Source organism: Microbacterium sp. NPDC056736 (genome assembly GCF_042790415.1).
In the GTDB taxonomy this organism is placed as follows: domain Bacteria; phylum Actinomycetota; class Actinomycetes; order Actinomycetales; family Microbacteriaceae; genus Microbacterium.
The window spans coordinates 454,348-475,318 of the sequence record NZ_JBHTZE010000001.1; the positions used below are offsets into that span (position 1 = coordinate 454,348).

The window sequence follows — 20,971 nt, forward strand, 5'->3', positions numbered from 1 at the left end:
TGCAACGAAGCTTTCTGCTAGGGAGCGATCGGGTCAGCGGACGGAGCGGATGCGGAGCACGACGGCGCCTGCGAGGACCACCGCGACGGCGGCGACGATGAACAGCAGCGTGTAGTTGCGCTCGTCTCCGGTCACCCCGATCAGGAGGATTCCGGATGCCGCCAGCGGAGCGATCGACTGCGGGATGGAGGTCGCGAAGCCGGTGATGCCCATGAAGCGGCCGGCGTCGGTCTCGCGCTCGGGCAGCACATCGAGCAGCAGCGCCTGGTCGACGGCTGCGAACAGGCCGAGTCCGACGGAGGTGATCAGCGACCCGGCGATGAGGAAGGTGATGTCGGTGGCGAACGCCTGCAGCAGCATCCCGGCCGCCATGATTACCCCGCCCAGCAGCACGAACAGCCGTCGCCGCTTCAGACGGTCGGAGAGGAAGCCTCCGCCGATGGCACCGAGGGTCACCGCGAGGATGCCGCCCAGGCTGAGCGAGGCGATGATGCCCGCGATGGATTCGACGCTGATGCCGAGGCGGTCGGCGAAGAAGAACGCCGTGTAGGTCGTGTTCAAGGTGATGCCGGTGTAGAAGAGGAAGCGGCCGAGCCAGTTCCACGAGAAGTCGGGGTGCTTGCGCGGGTTGTAGATGTACTTCGACAGCAGCTGAACGACCGTGATCGGATCCTTCGGCAGCGCCCGGCTGTCGTCCTCGTGGACGAGCATCACGAACAGCAGGACAAAGAGCACACCCACCGCACCCGGGACCAGGAACAGCAGGAGCGGGTCGCCGGTGAAGAACTGGGCGAGGATCACGCCGAAGACGGGGGCGATCTGCGTCGCGAAGCTGGTCAGGCCGGCGACCTTGCCGCGCTGCGACTCGGGCAGCCGGTCGGCGGTGGAGATCTGCAGGTTGCTGAGCGTGGTGCCCCAACCCCACTGCGCGAGGACCCAGCCCAACCCCACGATGAAGACATTCGGCGCAAGTGCCATCACGATCAGCGAGAGCACGCCCACGAGCATCCCACCCACCATGAAGGGCCGGCGGCGCCCGATCCGGGTGCGGGTGCGGTCGCTCCAGATGCCCATGAACGGCGAGGTGAGCATCACGAACAGCGCGCCGGCGCCGGTGATGTACCCCAGGTACTCGGGGTGGCCGGGGGCCAGCGTGTTGACGCGGATGGTGAGCGAGATCGCCAGCGGCGTGATGAAGGCCATGAAGACGCCGAACTGCGCCAGCACCATGAACCAGATGTAGCGAGCGCCCACCTTCGGCAGCTCGGGAGCCGGGTGGGCCGCCTCGTCCAGCTCCACGGCATTGGCCGTCGGCGCGGGGATGGTCGCAGGAAGAGGGGTGATGAGCGGTTCTTCGTTGCTCGGGGTCATTTCAAAGACTCCATTGTCAGGATGAGTTGCTAGCGCGTGCTAGTTACTGATTCAGGATGCTACGGTATCTCCACTAGCACGCGCAAGTCGCACGAGGAGATCAGATGCCCGGAGCACAGGCCAAGCGAGTCACCGCGGCCGATGTCGCCCGATCTCTGGGCCTGTCACGGGCGACCGTAGGATTCGTGCTCAACGACACCCCCGGTCAGACCATTCCGGCGGCGACGCGGGACCGCGTTCTGGCGGAGGCGAAGCGGCTGGGTTATCGCGCGAACAGTGCGGCGCAGGCTCTGGCGAGCGGCCGGAGCCGGATCGTCCTGCTGGTGTTGCCGGATTGGCCACTCGACTACAGCATGCGGACGCACCTCGACGAGGCCTCGCTCGCGCTGGATGAAGCCGGTTACTCGCTCGTCACGATGACCCCGCATCCCGGCGGGCAGGCGCGACCGCTGTGGGAAACGCTCCGCCCTGACGTCATCATGGGTATGGCGCCGTTCACCCGGGAACAGCTCACCGAGATCCGCGCAAGCGGTGTGCAACACATCATGCCGCCGGTCGCCGCAGGCGAGGAAGGTGCTGACGGGGAGCTGGGCTTCGTGGACGGGCCACGGCTGCAGGTGGAGCACCTCATTGCACGAGGGCGTCGACGGCTCGCCTTCGCAGGGTCGGGCGATCCGCGGATCGCGGATCTCGTCGCACAGCGACGCGACCTCGCACGACAGACACTGCAGGCACACACGGGCTCGGGGTTCGTCGCCGAGGCCACGATCAGCGAGGACACCGCCGCGGACCAGCTGCGCGGCTGGATGGACCGCAGCGTCGACGGCGTAGTCGCCTACAACGACGACATCGCGGCCATGCTGCTGGGCGCCGCGCTACGGTCCGACATCGCGGTACCTGAACGGCTGGCGATCGTCGGACACGATGACACACCCCTCGCCAGACTCCTCGTCCCCGCACTTTCAACCGTGCGAGTCGACAATGCAGGTCTCGGCCGATTCCTCGCCCAGCTGGCACTCAGCGCAGCCACCGGATCCGCTCCTCCGCTCGCCGGTCCCGAGACCGACGCTCACCTCGTGGTGCGCGAAACGACCTGAACGAGACGGCGCATAAGGCGCGCCCATTAGCCCGCGTCGATCCGCGAAGCCTCAGACGGCCTGGCGTCGAGTTCGGGAAGCTCCTGCCAATCCTGGCGCCCTTTGTCCTCGGTCTGATCGCCAACAAGCAGAGTGGCGCGGCAGGCCCGGCCGGCTCCGGTACCTCCGCGGGCGGAGGCGGCATGGGGACATCATCGGTGGACTGCTCAGCGGCGGTGGCTCCGGCGGGGAATCCTCCGCGGGCGGCATTGACATCGGCGGACTTCTCGGCGGGCTCTTCGGCGGGAAGAAGTAGGTCCGTCCGCAGCGGAGCACCCCAAACAAGCATTCCCCGGCAGCGGCCGGACGCGGGCGGCCATCGGAGCGTTCGGTCGCCATCCGTAAACGGGCATTGCACGTACTCGGTCCGTCGCGTGCGGGCATTAGCGCGTGCGAAGGGCATCCGCTTGCGGGCATCGCGCCCGCTTGCGGGCATCGCGCCGAGGGTCTGACTCGGGCGGAATGCCGAGCGTTCGCTCGGGGCCCTGTGGGCACAGCTTCCAGCGACCCACCTCGCCGTCTGGCTACGAGACGAGACGACGTTGGACGACTGCCAGTCGCGCGACCTGAAGTCGGCGACAAGTCGCCCCTAAGCCAGTCGAATCTTGCTTGCCGTTGAGCTGCGACCCCAAGCGCTTCGTCACACAGATCGAGGACATAGTGCTCGTCGCTCTCGGTCCGCTTCGCCACGCCGCAACGATGGTCCCCAGGATCCCCCAGCGGGGGGCGCAGTTGAGCTAGTGACTTCCTGCCCTTCGGCGGCTGGTACCGCCGAGCGTTCGACGTCGGTCCTGGGCTATCTCAGTCGTTTCTTGACTCGATCACCTTCTGGGCGCGGCTCACCGGAAAGTAGCCGTATCGACCCGCGGTGGACTTGGTGAAGACTACGTCCGACGCTCCTGCAGCCAGTCCTTCGGGTGGATCGGTGTTCTCCATCACGATCACTTGCACGCCTACCGCATCCTGAAGCGACGCGTAGAACCGTGCCACCAGATCGACCGGGATCGAATCGGTCGAGTCTGGGACCTGCGCGAGCTCGTCCGGCGGGCGATACGTGACAAGCGGCGAGTCGATGATCACGAATCCTGGGTGGGGAAGGTCTTTCTTGATGCAGTACTGCCCCAATGCCAGAGTGAATGCTGCGTGGAGGATCGCTCGCACGCCCTTGCCATGGGCGGCCCTCGCCTGGCCGCCGGCAATCACATCTTGCTCCGCGCGGTCGTAACGAACGCTCGAGCTATCCGGGAAGCCCCACTCTTCCAGCAGCGTGGCCATCTCCGCCGAGAACGCGTCGAGCAACGAATAGCCGATGGACCCAGCAGCAGTCGCAACGTCCTTCTCAGCTTCGGTCATGACCTCGGTCAATGTCAGACGCAAGTCATCGAGTTGTTCATAGAGCGCGAGCCCCTTCTCGACGGACGCCTTCGTGGCTGCAAGTTCATTGAGCGTCGTCTTATTTGGACGGAGCTCTTGGTCGATGGCTGCGAGACTCTGCTCAAGTGCACGAAGCGTCGACTTCGCATCCGAGTGCTCCCCTCGGATGGCATTCCTCTCAATATCAAGATCCTCGAGTGTGGCCTGCAGGTCACTCCGAAGCGACTGCGTCTTCTCAATCTCAGCGAGGATCGAACCGGAAACATCTTCATCTTCCGAGTGCGAACGAGGATGCTCGGCGCCTAGCGTCGACCCGCAGAAAGGACACACGCCGGTGCCAAAGAAGCCCAGCAGGTCTCCAGCTTCCGAGATCATCTCCAGCCGGGCGAGGTCCGAAGCGTACTGCTGTTCGAGAAGTTCCAAGCGCGACCGGAGGGCAGTCACTTCTGAGTACCGCTTCCGAAGCGCAAGTTGGCCGCTCTCCGCCTCCGAGACGGCCCTCGCGGCTTCGGTTTGCCGGCGCACCACGGCACTCAACGCTGTGGAGTGCTCCTCCATAGCCTTGTTCAGCCGCGCCAACTGGTCGAGGAGTTCCGCTCGATCGGCGGTGTCGCTTAGGCGTCCTGCGAGTGCGGCGATCAGGGACTCAAGGACTTCTGCCTTGGCTGCGCGAGTTCGCGTCCTCTCAGTGGTCGACACGATGGGTTGGAGCGAAGAGTCGTCCTCCCCTTCGAGCATCAGTTTGAAGACTGAGACTTCCTTGGTTCGAGTCGTGTAGTTCCCTGTCAGGACAGGGGATAGTTCCGACTGCATCTGCGTCTCATCGACGACAGTGAGGTGCGCAAGGTTTCTGAAGCTGAGTGAATCAGTCTCGTTCCGAGCGTTCTTACGGATTCGCTTGTCATCGAGGCCGACCTCGCGGAGCAGGAATCGAGAAAGGTTGTCTTCGCTCGCGGGATTGTGTTTGGAGGCAAGAGTGAAGTCTGGCGGCGCGGTGGGTCTTTCGGCGAGCAACTCCTCGTAGACACCGATACGTCCGCCGCTGACAGACCGAACGAAAGTGAAAGACTCGCCTGCGCCCGTGCGGATTCCCAACATTACGTTGTCATAGCCTTCGCGCTCGGGCACCTCTTTCAGCGAGGATCCGCCAAGAGCGAAGTCGATGGCGTCAACGATGAACGACTTACCCGTGTCCGATGGGCCTCGAACAAGCGTAAGTCGAGGGCCGAACTGGACTGTCGCGTCGGGAACGTTCTGACCGGTCATTGTTAGGTGGGTGATCGTAATCATCGGCTAGATTCCGGCCCCGCTCTCATCCGTCGAATGAAACTCCTCCGCGCGATGTCCAAAGACCTCGCTCATCTGCTCGCGGATGGCTTGGTCGCTGATCTCGCCAAACGAATCGGAAACCCACTTTGCCCGATCAGACAGTTCGCGGAGGTAGGGCGAGCGAAGCAACCCCAAAAACCCCGGCGCGCGTTCGGTGGCGACCAGAACGATTCCGTCACTTTCAGCGCTCGCTTCGGCGAGCCCGACTCGGCAGGCCAGTTCGGCACCCGCCGAGATCACAGCGCGCTTCATACCGAGCTCGCCGCTCCTTAGCGGAAGCGGGGGGTGGATGCTGCTCGGGCCTCCAAGATCCCCGCTGTGCAGTAGTGCGTAGTCGAGGAGTACCAGCCTCCCGATGTCCAAGCCCCGTGGAAACACCGATGCGAGGAGGACGCTAACCCTAAGGCCGACTTCAAGTTGGCCATTAAGCTGTGAGGTCATTTCTTGCTCACCCAGGTAAGCCGGTCTGTATTTGCTAGCTGATGGCACAGCCCCTTACGGTCCTCAGGGCCTGTCACGGACACCAAGCGATGCGAGTCGAGCTGGACTTGCGTCGCATGCGTCAACACTGCTGTCAAGCGATCTCGACCAGATGAATGGGGTGCCTCCGCGATCTCGACAACTCCAGCATGCACGTCGTCCAGGAGCGACTCGAAGGTGCCGGGGGGAACCGAGTCTCGGGCATATACGCGGAGCGCCTCCGCGCTGTAGAACGCTTGGCGCTGGCGTCTGAAGTGCGCTCCGTGCACATCGTGTCCTGCAATGGTCTCGGGCATCAGAGGGTTGTCCGGGTCAAGCTCGGAGTAGACCTCAACCAGTTGCGCAACATAACGACTCTCGTGCGCTTCAAGTTCGAGCGGCGGTTCTGCGGGCGCATCGCGTTGCGGAAGCGAGGTTCCAAAGCGAAAGGCGTGGTAGTTGGTACGCGCGTGTCCGTCGATCAATTCGATCAGCTGGATGGCGACGAACATCTTGAAGTCAGTCTTCTGGATCAGCGACTTGAGCGCTTGCAGCGTGTCAGGGGCGAGGTCCCGGGTGGCAGGCGAGCCGTCGCTAAGAGCATCGAGAACCTTTGCTTTCATTTCCGATGGATGGCTTAGGAGCCGATTAAGTGTCGGTCCGCAGCCCTTCGGCGCGACAAACGCATACCGGCGAGGCATGGTGTAGTGGCCGTCGGCGACGTGCCTGAACATCTTGAATATCTCCGGGATCGCCGTCGACGGCGTGAGGGCGTCGGAGTAGTGCTTCGCCTGGTAGCAGTCCCACTCTCCCTCAAATCCGTGGTCACTCAGGAGACCCGCCACATCGATGCCTTGATCGCCAGCGCCACCGATTCGCTTTACCTGCACGTACGTCTCGCCAAGCGCCGTCGCCCACTCAAGAATGAACTCTTCCCAATCGCCCGGCGCGTAGAAGTACACTCGCTGCGCCGGGGGAACAGGTGATCCGGCACCCGCTCCGAGCAACTCGGCACTGGGTCGCGCTAGATCTGACAGCGTCGCCCGTGGCGTTGGCTCACTCGCCAATGGTCCTCCTCGACGTTGCCCTCGGACGATTTCGGGGTCGAATCGCACCAGACGCGCTCTGACCGTATCGAGAAAGACTATCGACGCTTCCACCCGCGTCGAGCGCGGCTTGCGGTGCAAAGTCGATCCAGTCGGGGGGCCATCAGATGGGTGCCGAATCGATCTGGCCGCCGCCCAGACAGTGAGCCTCGATGCCCGCAAGCGGGTCCGCCAGCGTGCGGGCGCGGTCCGCCTGCGAGCGTCAGGCGCCCGGTCGTTGACGACCCGCGCCTGTGTCGGTCTGGATTATCTGCTGAATCGCACCGTCGTTGGTCACCAACCGCACCAACTCGTCGCTTGCCGCGGGCTCGGACACGAAGACGCGTTCGCTGTTGCGATTGCCTCTCTCGCTGTGGAACACATGCCAACCGTCGGTTTCCTCGACGAGGCAGTAGGTCTCGTTCCTCTCTCGGGCGACGCTATAGACCGACTGCGCGGCTGGCGGCCGGCCGCACCATTGCGGGTCGTCCACCGTGCCTGGGCACAGTCGACTCGGCCTACGTGCGATGTCGCTACATTCAACCTATGTTCTTTGGATTCGATGGGTGGATGATGCTGTTCCTTATCTACGGTGGAGGGCTCGCGATCATCGCCATCGCGCTCTACTTTGTAGTGCGGCTTGGGGTTGGTCATGCGCTCAAGGCCCACACGAGGTGGATCGACGAAGGCAAGCCCTGAGCCGCTGCGCGATCCACGCGAGAGCGCTCGGATACCGGTCGTTGAGCGGTCGCTGAGACAGCTCAACTCATCGGCGATGACAGTCCCGGGGTCGCCCGACCGCCAGCGGCCGTCGTGGCTAGAGGATTGGTTGGTAGTAGCCATCCAAGAGATCTGGCACCGAGTGGACCAGGTCCAGCAAGCTTGTTGAGTAGGATCTGCGTCCCTCGATCTGGTCCACCATGCCGGCAAGCAGTGTCAGCGCGGCGGCAGGAGTCGTGGTCGAGACGTACTGGCGTTTCACACTGAGAGCTACCTGCGGCAGCGTGACATGGCCGTCGAATCTGCGGTTCCAAAGCCGGCCGTGGTGCGCGGCGATGTTTCGCAGGAACGCAATGTTCTGAACCGCCTGCAGCAGCTTTCGCTCATCTTCGAGCGAGAGTGACTTGGTTACCGGTGCTAGGAGGCTCTTGTCACGCAGCGCACGCAGAAAGCGCGAGAAGGTTCCGATCGAGACGACTTCGATTGCTGCCCAGAACGGAACAGGGTCGCCGTTCTTGACGTGGTGCTGGATGAATATCTCGTCTCGATCTTGAATGTCACGAAAGCTCGCCAGCACCTTGTCGCGATTCTTGACCTGAGCCTGCCAACGCCTCATAGCGGGCTCGTCCTGGGGATCCGGCGCATCCCTATCCGGCAGATAGAGACTCTCGTCAAGGTACCCGTCGCCGCCTCCGACTACCTTCGCGACGTGGAAGGCAACTCTGCTTCGAAGCGTCGGTTCGAGGACACCGACTCCGTCGAGCACTGAGTTTCGAACTGCACGGTCGAGGTCGTAGACATCCATGAGTCGGCTTGCCGTTGTCCCCGAGCGGTACCGATCTACGTCGGCCTCGTAGAAGCAACGCGCGTATCCGCTTACGCGGTAGTAGTTGCTCGAGTAGAGGAACATGGCAAACCGCTGACGCGGAACGTCGGCCAGGTCGAGCCCCCGGTCTAGATGCTTCTGCACCTGCGCGTTGAGGTCAATCCAGCTCTTCAACTGCTGCTCCCCGAAACGAAGAACCCACCCAGCTTGCGCCGAGTGGGTCCGAATGTTGACTACATCCTATGGCAGCTGGTCACGGAGATGCAATCTCAAAGCGGAGTTCCCAAGCATCCTCTACGTTCCACGTTCGCTCCGTCACAGCGCCACCCTGAGGGTCAGTCCGCGAGGAAGTGGCGCTGAGTGGCGCACGACGCGACAACCAGTCGTCGAGCGCACCGACGATCGATCAGCGTGCGAATGGCGGTCCGCGAACGGGCAACCGGAGACGGTCTCCTGCGCGCTCAGGAACCAAGCAGCGCTCGTTCGATCGTGTCTCCGCGTGCGCAGGCACTAACGCCTGGCTCGCCGACTGATGCTAGCCCTCGAGTAGCGCTGCGAGCGCGGCCAGGTCGTGCTCCAGGCTGTGCTGAACCTCGGCAGACATTCCCCTTGCCAGTTGCGCTTCGGCTGGCCCGTCGAGCCATGCAGACAGTGTGACCTCAGTACCGTCGAGCCCCTCGACGGCCTCGTGGTGCACGGTCAACTCCGCCCCATCGAGTTCGGTGGTGTCGGCATAGACAAAGCCCGGCCCCACTGTCGTGACGCGGAACGGTGACTCTTGACCACCGACCGCTTTCAGGACTCCGCGGGCGCCCAATCCGAAGGGCTCTGACAGCTTGAAATACTCCATGCTCGGCGCCCACTCGGGGTGTGTTTCGATCGCGCACCAGCGCTCGAAGAACAGCGATGCCGAGGCACTAGACGTGCGGCGGGTTCGGGCAATCTCGATCACGAATCGACGCTAGCGCCGATCCCCGACAGTGAAGCGGCCGAGCTCTTTGGCCGCTCTCATGCCGGTCGTTGGTGTCGGTTGAGGGTCCTCGAGCGCGTGAGGCGTTTGACCTCGTCTGCTCTAGGGCCGATATTCGTCCGCGCGGGGCGGAAAGGCCTCTGGCGGAAGCATCGTCTGGGCATTCATCTGCTCGGGCGGTTTGACGACCGAGAAGAATTTGACGACCGAGAAGAACTTGACGACCGAGAGGAAGAAGCCAAGCGCCTTCGCGAGTGTCCTGCCGACCACCGCTGCAACCCGCCAAGACAGGGAACGATCACGATCGGTCATATCGCCGGCATCCATCACCGGAGTCCCGAGCGTCTAGCGGTTGGGGAGGTGGAACAGCGCGTTCGTCGGTCCAACCGCGCCGTGTCCCGGCCTCAAGGAGTCTCGCAGGCGCTCGAATCGGTGAGGCCCGTTTACCCCGCCCGATGAAGATGCCCGCAGGGGCACGCCAACCGCGACATCACGGTCTTGTCAGACGGGACTCCTCGGCCGGTTGTGCGACGGCCATCCCCGTGCCGACTGCCACCTTCACGCGGCAGTCTGCTGTCGATCGCTGAGGAGTGCGTGGAGTTGTCCTGATGCGGCGAGCAGCGCGACGCTGCGGTGACTGAGATCCGACAGCCGCTCGTCGAGAAGCGCCTGAGCCTCTGACGTCAGTCCGTGCTCGCGAAGCTGGGCGAGTACGCGCGATATCGGTGGGATGCGGTGTCCGCCGCTTCGGAGCGCTGCGACGATACGTGCCTCCGTGATCGCTCGAGCGTTGTATCGACGGGTCTGCGACTGACCGATCCGATCCGGGTTGACGAGGCCTTCATGCTCCCAGTGGCGCAGCGCCGACGAGCGGACACCGAGGGCGTCCGCGAGCTCGCTGATCGTCATGGAGTCGCGGTCGTCGAAGACGAGTGTGGTGTCGGCGAGAACCGCCTGGAGACCGCGGCTAGCTTCGCGGACGTGTTCACGACTGCGCGCCAGCAGGGCGTGCAGGTCATCGATCTTCTCTGCAGCGGCTTCGAGGGTGCCGTGCACCAGCGTGGGCATCATCTGTCGCGCCGGCACGGATCCGATCGCGGCGACCAGTGCGCGATAGGCGCGGAGCGCGACGATGTGGCGCGCCTGGTAACAGCGGTATCCGTTGGGGGTGCGCTCGGCGGCGGGGAGCACTCCGAGCCGTTCGAGGTCGCGAACTTGCTGTGTGGAATAGCCGACCATTCGAGCGACCGCGGCCGTCGTGAACATCGTCTCTTGAGACTTTTTGGCTGGCATGCATGCTCCCATCTCGCCAAGGTCCACATAAGCACTTCAACGTGACGATGGAAGGATGGAGATGAAGGAGATTGTCGATGCCGTCAGCGGCTTCGAGGGTGTGCTCGTGGTCATCCCCGGAGAGGGGAGCGGTTCGCCGGAGGTGGCGTGGGGTGACGCGTTCTTCTACTACGCCCCGGATGGAGCGATGCCGGAGCGGACGCAGCCGTACGGGACGATCGTGACGAAGAACTATCCCGATGACGAGGAATCGAGATTGGACGAGTCTGGTCGGTTCCGCGTGAACATCCACGTCGGACGCGATCGCGCACCGCAGATCGCGGATGACGGTGCGAGCCCCGCCGACGCCGACGTGTTCGTCTCGCACCCTCTGTACGGGGCGGCCGGATGGGTGTCGGTGGTGAATCCGGCGTCCGCGACGTCGGAGCACGTGATCTCGCTGCTGCACGACGCGCATGAGGCTGCACGAGCTCGCGCATCTCGTCGTGCTGGCAGCGCGTGATGGGATCGCCGCAGGCGTTGAGCGAGGCTGATCGCCGGATCGGGGCATCGTGGGCGGCTGACTGCGCCGAACGAGTCCTCGCGATCTTCGAGTCGGAGTCGCCCGACGACTCGCGGCCACGCGATGCGATCGCTCGCACGCGGGCATTCGCGCGCGGCGAGCTCGGTGCCGCGGGTGAGATCCGTCGCCGCTTCGTTGCGGGACGCGCTGCGCACGAGGTCGCGAGCCCGCAGGCCATCGCGGCCGCGCGCGCAGCGGCGCAAGCCGCCGGCGTGGCCCACATGGGCGCGCATGCCCTCGGGGCCGCCGCATACGCGGCGAAAGCTGTGGGCTTGTCGAAACCCGATCAGATGGACGCAGTCCGAGCAGAGATCTGCTGGCAGCTCAACCACCTGAGCCCGGAAGCCAAGACCGCACTACGACAGCTTCCGCTGCTCGGTCAGGACACGAGTGGCCCGCTCGGGCCTGGTCTCCTCAGTCGAGGCGTCCTCGCAGCGAACATCCGCGCCATCCAAGCTGGTCTGGCGTAGTCCCTCCCCGCGCCGATCAGGACGTCTGCATTGAGAATTGGAGACGTTAGCGCGAGATTCACCTACCCGAAGTCGCCCGGGGCCATGTCGGTGAAGCGCGAGAAGTGGCCCTGGAACGCGACGGTGATGGTGTCGGTCGGGCCGTTGCGGTGCTTGGCGACGATGAGGTCGGCCTCGCCGGCGCGCGGCGAGTCCTTCTCGTAGGCGGCCTCGCGGTGCAGGAGCACGACCATGTCGGCGTCCTGCTCGATCGAGCCCGACTCACGCAGGTCGGACAGCGCGGGCTTCTTGTCGGCGCGCTGCTCGGCGCCACGGTTCAGCTGCGAGAGCGCGATGACCGGGACGCCGAGCTCCTTCGCGAGCAGCTTGAGTGCTCGTGAGAACTCCGACACCTCCTGCTGACGCGACTCGACCCGCTTGCCCGACGTCATGAGCTGGAGGTAGTCGATGACGACGAGCTTCAGGCCCGCGCGCTGCTTGAGCCTGCGGCACTTCGCGCGGATCTCGACGAGCGTCATGTTGGGGCTGTCGTCGATGTACAGCGGGGCATCGTTGATGCGGCCGCGCGTCGCGGCCACGGTCGTCCAGTCGCGCGAGTCGAGCGTGCCCTTGCGCATGGACTGCAGGGGGATCGCTCCCTCGGCGCTGAGCAGGCGCATCGCGATCTCGCTGCGCCCCATCTCGAGCGAGAAGAAGATCGTGGGCATGTCGTGCTTGACGGCCGCCGACCGCGCGAAGTCGAGCGCCAGCGTCGACTTACCCATCGCCGGTCGCGCCGCGATGATGATCATCTGCCCCGGGTGCAGGCCGTTGGTCAGCTGGTCGAGACCCGAGAAGCCGGTCGGGATGCCGGTCATCTGGCCATCGCGCCCGCGTGCGGCCTCGATTTCTTCGACTGCGGCGTCGACCGCGATCGTGAGCGGCACGTAGTCTTCGGCCTGCTCGGCCCCCGTGACCGAGTAGATCTCGGCCTGTGCGTTGTTGACGAGGTCGAGCGCCTCACCCTGGCCGGAGTACCCCATCTGCACGATGCGGGTGCCGGCCTCGACCAGACGACGCAGCAGGGCGCGCTCAGAGACGATCGAGGCGTAGTACCCGGCATTCGCGGCCGTCGGGACGATCGACGTCAGGGTGTGGAGGTAGTCGGCGCCGCCCGCGCGCTGCAGCTCGCCCGTCTTGATGAGCTCATCGGTGACGGCGACCACGTCGGTGGGCTCGCCGTGCGAGTAGAGGGTGAGGATCGCCTCGAAGATCAGCTCGTGCTTCGGGATGTAGAAGTCGGCGCCGCGCAGCGTCTCGATGACGTCGGCGACCGCGTCCTTCGACAGCAGCATTCCGCCGAGCGCGCTCTGCTCCGCCAGCACATCGTGCGGGGGAGTGCGCTCGAAGTCGCGGGGACCCCCCATGCGCTCTTCGGAGATGTCGGCGATCGACATACGCTGCGCGTCCTCCCTGCCGTTCGGTCACGGTCATCGTTGTTCGTCGTCTGGTGCTGTGGGCGCGGGCGCGCCGACAACGCACGAACGCGCAGCGGAACGCCCTCTTCCGCTCACCTTCGCGTCGCACTGCGCCGGCTGTCACACTGCCCCCAGCCGTGCGACACGCGTTCCCGAATGGGCCGCCCCCAACGCTATGGATCCCCTCCGACACTCGCAACAGCGCCTGTGGATAACTGTGTGGAAAGCCTGCGCGAAACGCCGTCGCAGTTGTGCAGAACCCCTGTGGACAACCTCGCGTCATTCCTTCAGATCCGGCGTGGAAAGCGCGTGTGACCTGGATGTGCTTCATTCACAACCTGTGGAGAGAGACGTGCTTGAAGTCAGGGTTGAAGGTTGAGTCTCCGGCGGCGCCCTGTGCACAATTCCGGCCCGCTCGCAACAGCCCTCACACTCAAAATGAGCAGGTCGCAACCCGCTCGAGAATCCTCTGGACAGCGCATCACTCGCGCGCTAGCCTCTCTAATCCAGGCACCCTCACGCACGATCCGTCCGGAACGTGCGGCTCTTTCGTCGTGGGAGGTGAACGTGGAGATCGCAACCTCGCAGCTGCCGAGGATCGTGCGGCTGGCCCTCATCGGGACCGTGTCCGCGTTCGCCTGGATCGTCCTCTCACTGGTCCTCGGCTTCGGGCTGGGACACGCGCAGGCGGATGAGACCGACGACGGGGGACTGCTCGGGGGTGCACTCGGAACCGTGACGGCCGCCGTCGACACGACAGCGGCGACGGTGACCCAGACGGTCTCGACCGTCACGACAGGCGCGACGACCGCCGTCAACACGGTCGTCGCCTCGACGCCGGAGCCCGTGCAGGAGCCGGTGAGCCAGGTCGTGCACGTCGTCGGCTCGGCGGTCACGACCGTCGCTCAGCCGGTCTCGGACGCGGTGTCGGGTGGCGTCGTCAGCGGCATCACCGAGCCCGTGGTCGACGTCGTCACCGCCGTGCCCGTGGTCGGCGACCTCGCCACCGCCGTCGGCCTCGACGACGCCGTCACCGACCTCGGCGACACGGTCGATGAGACGCTCGACGACCTCGTGGGCGCGGTCGTCGAGACGGGCACGACGGTCGGTCTGCCGCCCGTCGGCGAACTCCCCTCGACCCCCGGCACGCCGGGTCTGCCGGGACTCTCGGACCCCGCCGACAGCGCCTGGCCGAGCGAGACGCCCACCATCGCGGGCGGCGCCGTCACGCTCCTTGCGAGCGCCTCCGCCACCGCCGCAGCGGCCTTGCATACCGCCTGGGCTGCGGCATCCGTCGCCTCCGCTGTTGCGGCGGAAGCGCTGTACGTCTCGTCCGCCGCGCTCAGCGCGAGCGGGCCCTCCAGCTCTCCGGGCGGGCTCTGCCTGCCCTCCACCTCCGCGGGACCCGGTGGTGCGGGTCCCGGCGCCTGGGCGTTCATCGCCCTCGTTCCACTCGCCGCACACCGTGCCTGGGTGCGCCGAGCAGGTCCCGAGGACGATCACGCACCGCCGGCGCCCGCCGGTTCCACCGACGTCTCCCCCGACTGATCGGCTCTCCGCCGCCTCGCTCTCACGAGCGCAGTGCGGCAGAGATTCAGCGCGCCTCCCGCGCTGAGCGGCGCCTCTTCGCGCGCTGCATCCGATCGATCACAAAGGGGAACACCAATGCGTACTTTCTGCAAGCGCGCCCTGTGGGGCACGCTTCTCGCCGGCGGCATCACGCTGCTCGGCGCCACGGCCGCGACCGCGGCCGAGACCACCGGTGACGACGGGCTGCTCTCTGGCAGCCAGGCCGTCATCGACGTCACACTCCCGGTCACCGTCAGCGGCACGTCGCTGTCGGTCATCGGCGACTCCCACAGCGACGGCAGCACCGCCGCCGCTCCCACGTCGGATCCCGCACCCGCGGACGCGACGACAGGCGGCCAGGACGGCGCCGCGTCGGGCACGCAGGCGCTCGTCTCGGTGAACGTGCCGGTGACCGTCGTCGGCAATGCGGTGTCGGTAGCCGGCGACAGTGAGTCGTCGGATGCCACGACCGCACCCGCACCGGCTGCTCAGCCTGCTGCGGCCGAGACGTCCGGCGACGACGGCATCCTCTCGGGGACGCAGGGAGTCGCCTCGGTCGCCGCGCCCGTCACGGTCTCGGGCAACGCGATCTCGGTCATCGGCGACAGCTCGAGCGAGGGAGCGACCACAGCGTCGCCCGCACCGAGCAGCTCGAGCGGCACGGACGCCTGGACCGGCGGCGAGGACTCGATCCTCGGCGGCACCCAGGTCGTCGCACCGGTCACCGCCCCGATCACCGCCGGCGGCAACGCGATCTCGGTCGTCGGCAACAGTTCGAGCGAGGGAGCGACCACCGCGTCGCCCGCGCCGAGCAGCTCGAGCGGCACGGACGCCTGGACCGGCGGCGAGGACTCGGTCCTCGGCGGCACCCAGGTCGTCGCACCGGTCACCGCCCCGATCACCGCCGGCGGCAACGCCGTCTCGGTCATCGGAGACAGCAGCTCGACCGGCGCCACCACGACGCCGGGCACGGGCGGCGGTGCGGTCGTCGGCGGCACCGCGGGCGACGGATCGCTCCTCGGCGGCACGCAGGTGCTCGCGCCGATCTCGCTGCCCGTCGTCATCGGCGGCAACGCCGTCTCGGTGATCGGCGACAGCTCCACCACCGGCCCGGTCGTTCCGACGGATCCCACGGACCCGACCGACCCCACCGATCCGACCGATCCCACGGACCCGACCGACCCCACCGATCCGACGGACCCGACCGACCCCACCGACCCTGGCACGCCGGGGAACCCGGGTCACGACGGAACCCCGGGCGACGGCGGATCGGGCGGCATGGTCGGCCCGACCGCGTCGGACGGCATGACCGGCTCGAACGCGTCGGCCGGCACGGTCGCACAGCTCGCCGCGACAGGAGGATCGGGCGCGATGCCGTTCCTGCTGCTGGGTCTTTCCCTCCTGGCAGCGGGCGCCATCGCGCGCGCTTCGCGGCGCCGCTCCGCGTGAGTCGACGGGGCAAGTCGACGTTCCCCAGACGCCCCTTGCCTCGACCCGCGTGAGCAGCGGGAGGGCTGTCCCCAGCAGCCCTCCCGCACCCCCCAGACCACCACGATCTCCCGGCCCGTGGAGTCCGGCGCTGCCTGGACCGGACGCCACGGGCCGCGGAGCACGACCATCTCCGCCGCGATCGACGGTTCGGGACCGTCATCTCGGCGGAGATGCCACGCGCGGATGCCGTGAACCGGGGGGCTCGCGGCATCCGCGTCGGACTCCCCCCGGAGACGACGGATGCCGCGGACCCGAAGGTCCGCGGCATCCGTGTGTCGCTTCGAAAGCCGAGGCTTACTTGGCGGGGACCACCTGCAGGGTGATCACGGCGGTGAGGTCGTCGCGAAGACGGACCGTCGCCTCGTGCTCGCCCGTCGACTTGATCGGCGAGGTGATGTGGATCTTGCGCTTGTCGAGGTCACCGAGACCCGCGGCCTTGACCGCGTCCGCGACGTCGGCGGTCTTGACCGCACCGAACAGGCGACCCTCGGCGCCGGCCTTGACGGCGAGGCGCACCTTGTTGGTCTCGAGGTTGTTCTTGAGAGCCACAGCCTCTTCGTGGTCGTGGATCGCGCGCGACTCGCGGGCGGCGCGGATCGACGCCACCTGCTTCTCGCCACCGCGGGTCCATGCGACCGCGAAGCCCTGGGGGATGAGGTAGTTGCGGGCGTACCCGTTCTTGACCTCGACCACGTCACCGGCGCTACCGAGCCCGGCCACCTCGTTCGTGAGAATGAGCTTTGCCATGTCGGTACTCCTTAGCGGCCAGCGCCGGCGTAGGGCAGGAGCGCCATCTCGCGCGCGTTCTTGATCGCCTTGGCGATCAGACGCTGCTCCTGCACCGAGACACCGGTGATACGACGGGCGCGGATCTTGCCACGCTCCGAGATGAACTTGCGAAGAGTCGCGACGTCCTTGTAGTCGATGAGACCGACACGGATCGCCTTCGCGGGGGCCGCGTTCTTCGCGCCCTTCCGCGGCTTCCGGCGGTCGCCGGTTGCCTTTCCAGCCATGGTGCTTCCTTTACGTTTTCTTGATCGGATGCCTCGTCACGAGGCATCCGGAATCTTCTTCTGAGATCAGAACGGGGTGTCGTCGCCGTAGGCGCCCGGGGCGGCCCAGGCATCGCCGCCACCGGCACCGCCGGCGTTGGACGAACCGGGCGTCGACCACGGCTCGTCGGCGACCTGCGCCGGACGGGACTGGCCGCCGCCACCGCCGAAGCTGCCGCCGCCACCGGAGCCGCCCGCAGCGCGGGTGACCTGTGCGGTCGCGTAGCGCAGCGACGGGCCGATCTCGTCGACCTCGAGCTCGATCGCGGTGCGGTTGTTGCCCTCGCGGTCCTGGTAGCTGCGCTGCTTCAGCCGGCCGGTCGCGATGACCCGCATGCCCTTGGTCAGCGAGCCGGCCACGTGCTCGGCGAACTCACGCCACACGCTCGCGCGGAGGAACAGTGCTTCGCCGTCCTTCCACTCGTTGGCCTGACGGTCGAAGTTGCGCGGCGTCGACGCGATCGTGAAGTTCGCGACGGGGAGGCCGTTCTGCGTGTAACGCAGCTCGGGATCTGCCGTGAGGTTCCCCACGACGGTGATGATCGTCTCGCCGGCCATGTTCCTCAGGCCTTCGCAGCCTTGGCGCTCTTGCGGGCGGCGCGCTCGTCGGCACGCTGCTTCTCGGAGGCGATCATGGCGATCGCTTCCTCGGCGCGGAGGACCTTGGTGCGCATGATCTGCTCGCTGAGGTTCAGCTGGCGATCGAGCTCCTGCGTGGTCGCGGCGGTCGCCGTGAAGTTGACGACGGCGTAGATGCCCTCGTTCTTCTTCTGGATCTCGTACGCAAGACGGCGCTTGCCCCAGATGTCGACGTTCTCGATGGTCCCGCCGTCGGTCGTGATGACCTTCAGGAACTTCTCGAGGTTGGCGCCGACCTGGCGCTCGTCGATCTCAGGGTTCAGAATGACCATGAGTTCGTACTGGTGCGTCACTAACCCACCTCCTTCGGACTAGAACGGCTGCCGGGCATTTCCCGGCAGCAGGAGGGTGTGTTGCACGTCATCCGGCTTCCCGCGTATAGAACGCGTGCGGACAACCCTCCAATGGTACCGGATGCCGCAACCGTCGCCGAATCGCCGGTTCAGCGGAAGGCGCCGAGTCCCGTGAGGTGCTGTCCGAGCACGAGGGTGTGCACCTCGTCGGTCCCCTCATAGGTGCGCACCGACTCCAGGTTGGCGGCGTGGCGGATCGGCGAGTGCTCGAGCAGCACGCCGTCGCCGCCGAGGATCGTCCGCGCCTCCCTGGCGATCTCGATCGCCTCCCGCACGTTGTTGAGCTTGCCCAGCGAGACCTGCGTGGGCGTCAGGGTGCCGGCATCCTTCGCCCGTCCGATGTGGAGCGCGAGCAGCGCACCCTTCTGCAGCTCGACCACCATGTCCACGAGCTTGCGCTGCGTGAGCTGGAAGCCGGCGATCGGCCGGCCGAACTGCTCCCTTCGCAACGCGTGCCGCAGCGCCGCCTCGTAGCTGTCGCGCGCGGCGCCCAGCGCACCCCACACGATGCCGTAGCGCGCGTCGTTCAGCGCCGAGAACGGCCCGCGCAGTCCGCGCGCACCCGGAAGCAGAGCGGATGCCTCCACCCGCACGCCGTCCAGGCGGAGCTCGGTCTGCACGGAGGCGCGCATCGAGCCCTTCGGCGCGAGCACCGTCACCTCGAAGCCGGGCGCGTCGGTCGGCACGAGGAAGCCGCGGACGCCGTCGTCGGTCTGCGCCCACACGACCGCGAGCCGGGCGACCGAGGCCAGCCCGATCCATCGCTTCGCCCCGGTGATGATCCAGTCGCCGCCGTCACGACGGGCGAACGTCTTCATGCTCGACGGGTCGGAGCCGGCGGTGGGCTCGGTGAGGCCGAAGCTGCCGATCACCTCGCCGGCGGCCATCGCCGGCAGCCACTGCTCCTTCTGCTCGGCGCTGCCCCAGCGGTGGATCGACCCCATCGCCAGCGAGCCCTGCACCGAGACGAAGGTGCGGATGCCGGAGTCACCCGCCTCGAGCTCGAGCGCGGCCAGGCCGTACTCGACGGCGCTGCGGCCGGGGCATCCGTACCCCTCCAGCTCCATGCCGAGCACGCCCAGCCGCCCGAGGGCCGGGGCGAGCTCGACGGGGAAGTGGGCGCGGTCGAACCAGTCGGCGATGTGAGGGCGGATCTCGTCGTCGACGAACGCGCGCACGCGGTCGCGGGCCGACCGCTCCTCGGCGCTGAGCAGTGCGTCGATGCCGAGGATGTCGGATGCCTCGCGCAGCGCGTCGAGGTCGTCGGGGTCCCTGCGGGCATCGGTCATGGCGCCTCCTCGCGTCCCTCCGATCATGCCTTCCCGGGCGCGGGCGTGCAGAACCCTGGACTGGACCCGGCCGCCGGTACCGTGGTCGGGTGAGCGATCCCTCCGCTGCCCGCTCGGCGACGACGTATCCCTTCGATGCGCGTCCGCTCGTGGAGCCCGTGCCGCACGGCGCACCCCGCGCCTTCGCCGACGAGCTTCGCCGCACCGGCCGGCTCCCGGGATCGGGGAGCAGCCCGTTCGTCGCCATCGTCCTCGGCGCCGTCTTCCTCATCGTGTTCGGCTCGGTCGCGCTGACGATCGTGTCGACCGTCGTGGGGGCGCTGTCGTCGGGCATCAGCGGCGGTGGCGGACTGGGCGTGCTGTTCGCGCTGTTCCCCCTGATCGTGCTGGGCGTGATCGCCGCCCTCGCGATCACGCTCTTCGTCCGCGGCACCCGCGGCAGGCAGGAGCGCATGTACCGGTTCGACCGGTTCGCGCGCGCCAACGGGATGACGTACCTGCCGGCGCTGGACGGCCCCGGCCTGCCGGGCATGATCTTCTCGATCGGCAGCTCACGGCAGGCGAGGGACCTCATCCGCGGCGACGTCCCCCGCTTCGTCGAGTTCGGGAATCACCGCTACACGACCGGCTCGGGCAAGAACCGGCAGACCCACCACTGGGGCTACGTCGCGGTCAAGCTCGACACCCCGCTGCCGCACATCGTGCTGGACGCGACGAGCAACAACTCGCTGTTCGGCTCGAACCTGCCGATGACGATCGACCGCGACCAGCGCCTCAGTCTCGAGGGCGACTTCGACCGCTACTTCGCGCTCTACTGCCCCGCGGACTACGAGCGCGACGCCCTCTACCTCTTCACGCCCGACATCATGGCGCGCTTCATCGACAACGCCGCCGCGCTCGACGTCGAGATCGTCGACGACTGGCTCTTCCTGTACGCCAAGCGCGACTTCTCGACTCTCGACCCCGCCACGTGGGCGTGGCTGTTCTCGGTGGTCGGCGCGCTGCTGGACAAGCTCGCGCAGTGGGCGCGGTGGCGGGACGAGCGCCTGGCGGCGGATGCCTCGACCCAGGGCGCTGCGACCGCCGCGGGCGGCGCGGACCACGCCGGCGCGGCATCCGCCGTTCCCTTCACGCCCCCGCTCGAGTCGCTGCGGCCGCCGCCGGGCGTCGCCCCCGAGGGACGCCGTCTGCAGCGCGGGATCCCGTGGGTGTCGATCGTCGTCGGCGGTGTCGTCGTGGTGCTGTGGATCCTCTCCCGCCTCGGCGGCTCGTTCTTCCCCTGAATCACGGGCCTCCCGGAAGCAAGGAATCATGCACGCATTCACCGAGCAGGACATTCGCGCGTCCTTCGTCAACGCCGAGTAACCGCGTACTCGGCGAGATCGCACGCTATCGGCGCCGATGACGTGGTCGTTCGCCGAGAAACCGCGATCTCGACGGGGGCCGGGCCGGAAGGCCGGTGACGAATATGCCGCCGGGACGACCCGGGCGGGCGTGGGGCGCTCCGCCCGGGTCTGCGGGGAGGA

General features: G+C 66.8%; 22 protein-coding genes. 7 read left to right on the forward strand and 15 right to left on the reverse strand.

Annotation, left to right across the window (positions count from 1 at the left end):
- Nucleotides 1–33: 33 nt before the first annotated feature.
- Nucleotides 34–1,371, reverse strand: a complete 1,338-nt coding sequence (locus ACFRAL_RS02085; protein WP_336394051.1) for an MFS transporter — start codon at nt 1,369–1,371, stop codon at nt 34–36.
- A 104-nt stretch (nt 1,372–1,475) separates the two neighbouring features.
- Here ACFRAL_RS02085 and ACFRAL_RS02090 point away from each other — a divergent pair, with 104 nt between their 5' ends.
- Nucleotides 1,476–2,468, forward strand: a complete 993-nt coding sequence (locus ACFRAL_RS02090; RefSeq protein WP_378879226.1) for a LacI family DNA-binding transcriptional regulator — start codon at nt 1,476–1,478, stop codon at nt 2,466–2,468.
- An 840-nt stretch (nt 2,469–3,308) separates the two neighbouring features.
- Here ACFRAL_RS02090 and ACFRAL_RS02095 read toward each other — a convergent pair.
- From ACFRAL_RS02095 to ACFRAL_RS02110, 4 genes are all read right to left on the reverse strand, one after another.
- On the reverse strand, nt 3,309–5,171 hold the full coding sequence (locus ACFRAL_RS02095) for an AAA family ATPase (RefSeq protein ID WP_378879227.1): 1,863 nt from the start codon (nt 5,169–5,171) through the stop codon (nt 3,309–3,311).
- Nucleotides 5,172–5,174: 3 nt separating this feature from the next.
- A complete protein-coding gene (locus tag ACFRAL_RS02100; RefSeq protein WP_378879229.1) occupies nt 5,175–5,651 on the reverse strand; it encodes an ABC-three component system middle component 2 in 477 nt (158 codons plus the stop codon).
- Nucleotides 5,648–6,631, reverse strand: coding sequence for an ABC-three component system protein (locus tag ACFRAL_RS02105; protein ID WP_378879231.1), 984 nt, complete (start codon nt 6,629–6,631; stop codon nt 5,648–5,650). Before ACFRAL_RS02105 ends, ACFRAL_RS02100 begins: the two co-directional genes overlap by 4 nt.
- 346 nt (nt 6,632–6,977) lie before the next feature.
- A complete protein-coding gene (locus tag ACFRAL_RS02110; protein ID WP_378879233.1) occupies nt 6,978–7,247 on the reverse strand; it encodes a hypothetical protein in 270 nt (89 codons plus the stop codon).
- Nucleotides 7,248–7,324: 77 nt separating this feature from the next.
- Between ACFRAL_RS02110 and ACFRAL_RS02115 the strand changes: the two genes are divergently transcribed.
- Nucleotides 7,325–7,453, forward strand: a complete 129-nt coding sequence (locus tag ACFRAL_RS02115) for a hypothetical protein (protein ID WP_378879235.1) — start codon at nt 7,325–7,327, stop codon at nt 7,451–7,453.
- Between the two features lie 118 nt (nt 7,454–7,571).
- Here ACFRAL_RS02115 and ACFRAL_RS02120 read toward each other — a convergent pair whose 3' ends face one another.
- The 4 genes from ACFRAL_RS02120 to ACFRAL_RS02135 all read right to left on the reverse strand — a co-directional run bounded on the left by ACFRAL_RS02120 (nt 7,572) and on the right by ACFRAL_RS02135 (nt 10,536).
- Complete coding sequence (locus ACFRAL_RS02120; RefSeq protein ID WP_378879238.1) at nt 7,572–8,474, reverse strand: Abi family protein; 903 nt, start codon at nt 8,472–8,474, stop codon at nt 7,572–7,574.
- Between the two features lie 361 nt (nt 8,475–8,835).
- Complete coding sequence (locus ACFRAL_RS02125; protein ID WP_336394044.1) at nt 8,836–9,252, reverse strand: hypothetical protein; 417 nt, start codon at nt 9,250–9,252, stop codon at nt 8,836–8,838.
- 120 nt (nt 9,253–9,372) lie between these two features.
- Complete coding sequence (locus tag ACFRAL_RS02130; protein WP_378879241.1) at nt 9,373–9,597, reverse strand: hypothetical protein; 225 nt, start codon at nt 9,595–9,597, stop codon at nt 9,373–9,375.
- Nucleotides 9,598–9,828: 231 nt separating this feature from the next.
- Nucleotides 9,829–10,536 (reverse strand): MerR family transcriptional regulator, encoded by a 708-nt coding sequence (locus tag ACFRAL_RS02135; protein WP_378879243.1) that lies wholly within the window; start codon nt 10,534–10,536, stop codon nt 9,829–9,831.
- A gap of 88 nt (nt 10,537–10,624) precedes the next feature.
- On the opposite strand from ACFRAL_RS02135, the gene ACFRAL_RS02140 reads away from it, so the two are divergent.
- Together ACFRAL_RS02140 and ACFRAL_RS02145 are read left to right on the forward strand one after the other, a co-directional pair.
- Nucleotides 10,625–11,065 (forward strand): DUF6194 family protein, encoded by a 441-nt coding sequence (locus ACFRAL_RS02140; protein WP_378879245.1) that lies wholly within the window; start codon nt 10,625–10,627, stop codon nt 11,063–11,065.
- Nucleotides 11,065–11,595, forward strand: a complete 531-nt coding sequence (locus tag ACFRAL_RS02145; RefSeq protein WP_378879248.1) for a putative immunity protein — start codon at nt 11,065–11,067, stop codon at nt 11,593–11,595. The genes ACFRAL_RS02140 and ACFRAL_RS02145 overlap by 1 nt, the downstream gene beginning before the upstream one ends.
- A gap of 62 nt (nt 11,596–11,657) precedes the next feature.
- Here ACFRAL_RS02145 and dnaB read toward each other — a convergent pair whose 3' ends face one another.
- Nucleotides 11,658–13,031, reverse strand: coding sequence for a replicative DNA helicase (gene dnaB / locus ACFRAL_RS02150; RefSeq protein ID WP_336394039.1), 1,374 nt, complete (start codon nt 13,029–13,031; stop codon nt 11,658–11,660).
- A 588-nt stretch (nt 13,032–13,619) separates the two neighbouring features.
- Here dnaB and ACFRAL_RS02155 point away from each other — a divergent pair.
- Entirely contained in the window at nt 13,620–14,600 is a 981-nt protein-coding gene (locus ACFRAL_RS02155) for a hypothetical protein (protein WP_378879251.1), read from the forward strand.
- Between the two features lie 117 nt (nt 14,601–14,717).
- Nucleotides 14,718–16,070 (forward strand): chaplin family protein, encoded by a 1,353-nt coding sequence (locus tag ACFRAL_RS02160; RefSeq protein ID WP_378879254.1) that lies wholly within the window; start codon nt 14,718–14,720, stop codon nt 16,068–16,070.
- A gap of 336 nt (nt 16,071–16,406) precedes the next feature.
- Here ACFRAL_RS02160 and rplI read toward each other — a convergent pair whose 3' ends face one another.
- The 5 genes from rplI to ACFRAL_RS02185 form a co-directional block, all read right to left on the reverse strand.
- Nucleotides 16,407–16,859 (reverse strand): 50S ribosomal protein L9, encoded by a 453-nt coding sequence (rplI, locus tag ACFRAL_RS02165; RefSeq protein ID WP_336394034.1) that lies wholly within the window; start codon nt 16,857–16,859, stop codon nt 16,407–16,409.
- Nucleotides 16,860–16,870: 11 nt separating this feature from the next.
- Nucleotides 16,871–17,125, reverse strand: coding sequence for a 30S ribosomal protein S18 (gene rpsR, locus ACFRAL_RS02170; protein WP_045301896.1), 255 nt, complete (start codon nt 17,123–17,125; stop codon nt 16,871–16,873).
- A gap of 66 nt (nt 17,126–17,191) precedes the next feature.
- Complete coding sequence (locus ACFRAL_RS02175; RefSeq protein WP_336394033.1) at nt 17,192–17,722, reverse strand: single-stranded DNA-binding protein; 531 nt, start codon at nt 17,720–17,722, stop codon at nt 17,192–17,194.
- 5 nt (nt 17,723–17,727) lie between these two features.
- A complete protein-coding gene (rpsF, locus tag ACFRAL_RS02180) occupies nt 17,728–18,096 on the reverse strand; it encodes a 30S ribosomal protein S6 (protein ID WP_336394032.1) in 369 nt (122 codons plus the stop codon).
- Nucleotides 18,097–18,245: 149 nt separating this feature from the next.
- The gene (locus tag ACFRAL_RS02185) at nt 18,246–19,445 is read right to left on the reverse strand and encodes an acyl-CoA dehydrogenase family protein (RefSeq protein WP_336394029.1); all 1,200 of its coding nucleotides are present in this window, start codon (nt 19,443–19,445) and stop codon (nt 18,246–18,248) included.
- Nucleotides 19,446–19,534: 89 nt separating this feature from the next.
- On the opposite strand from ACFRAL_RS02185, the gene ACFRAL_RS02190 reads away from it, so the two are divergent.
- Complete coding sequence (locus tag ACFRAL_RS02190; protein ID WP_336394028.1) at nt 19,535–20,728, forward strand: hypothetical protein; 1,194 nt, start codon at nt 19,535–19,537, stop codon at nt 20,726–20,728.
- Nucleotides 20,729–20,971 lie beyond the last annotated feature (243 nt).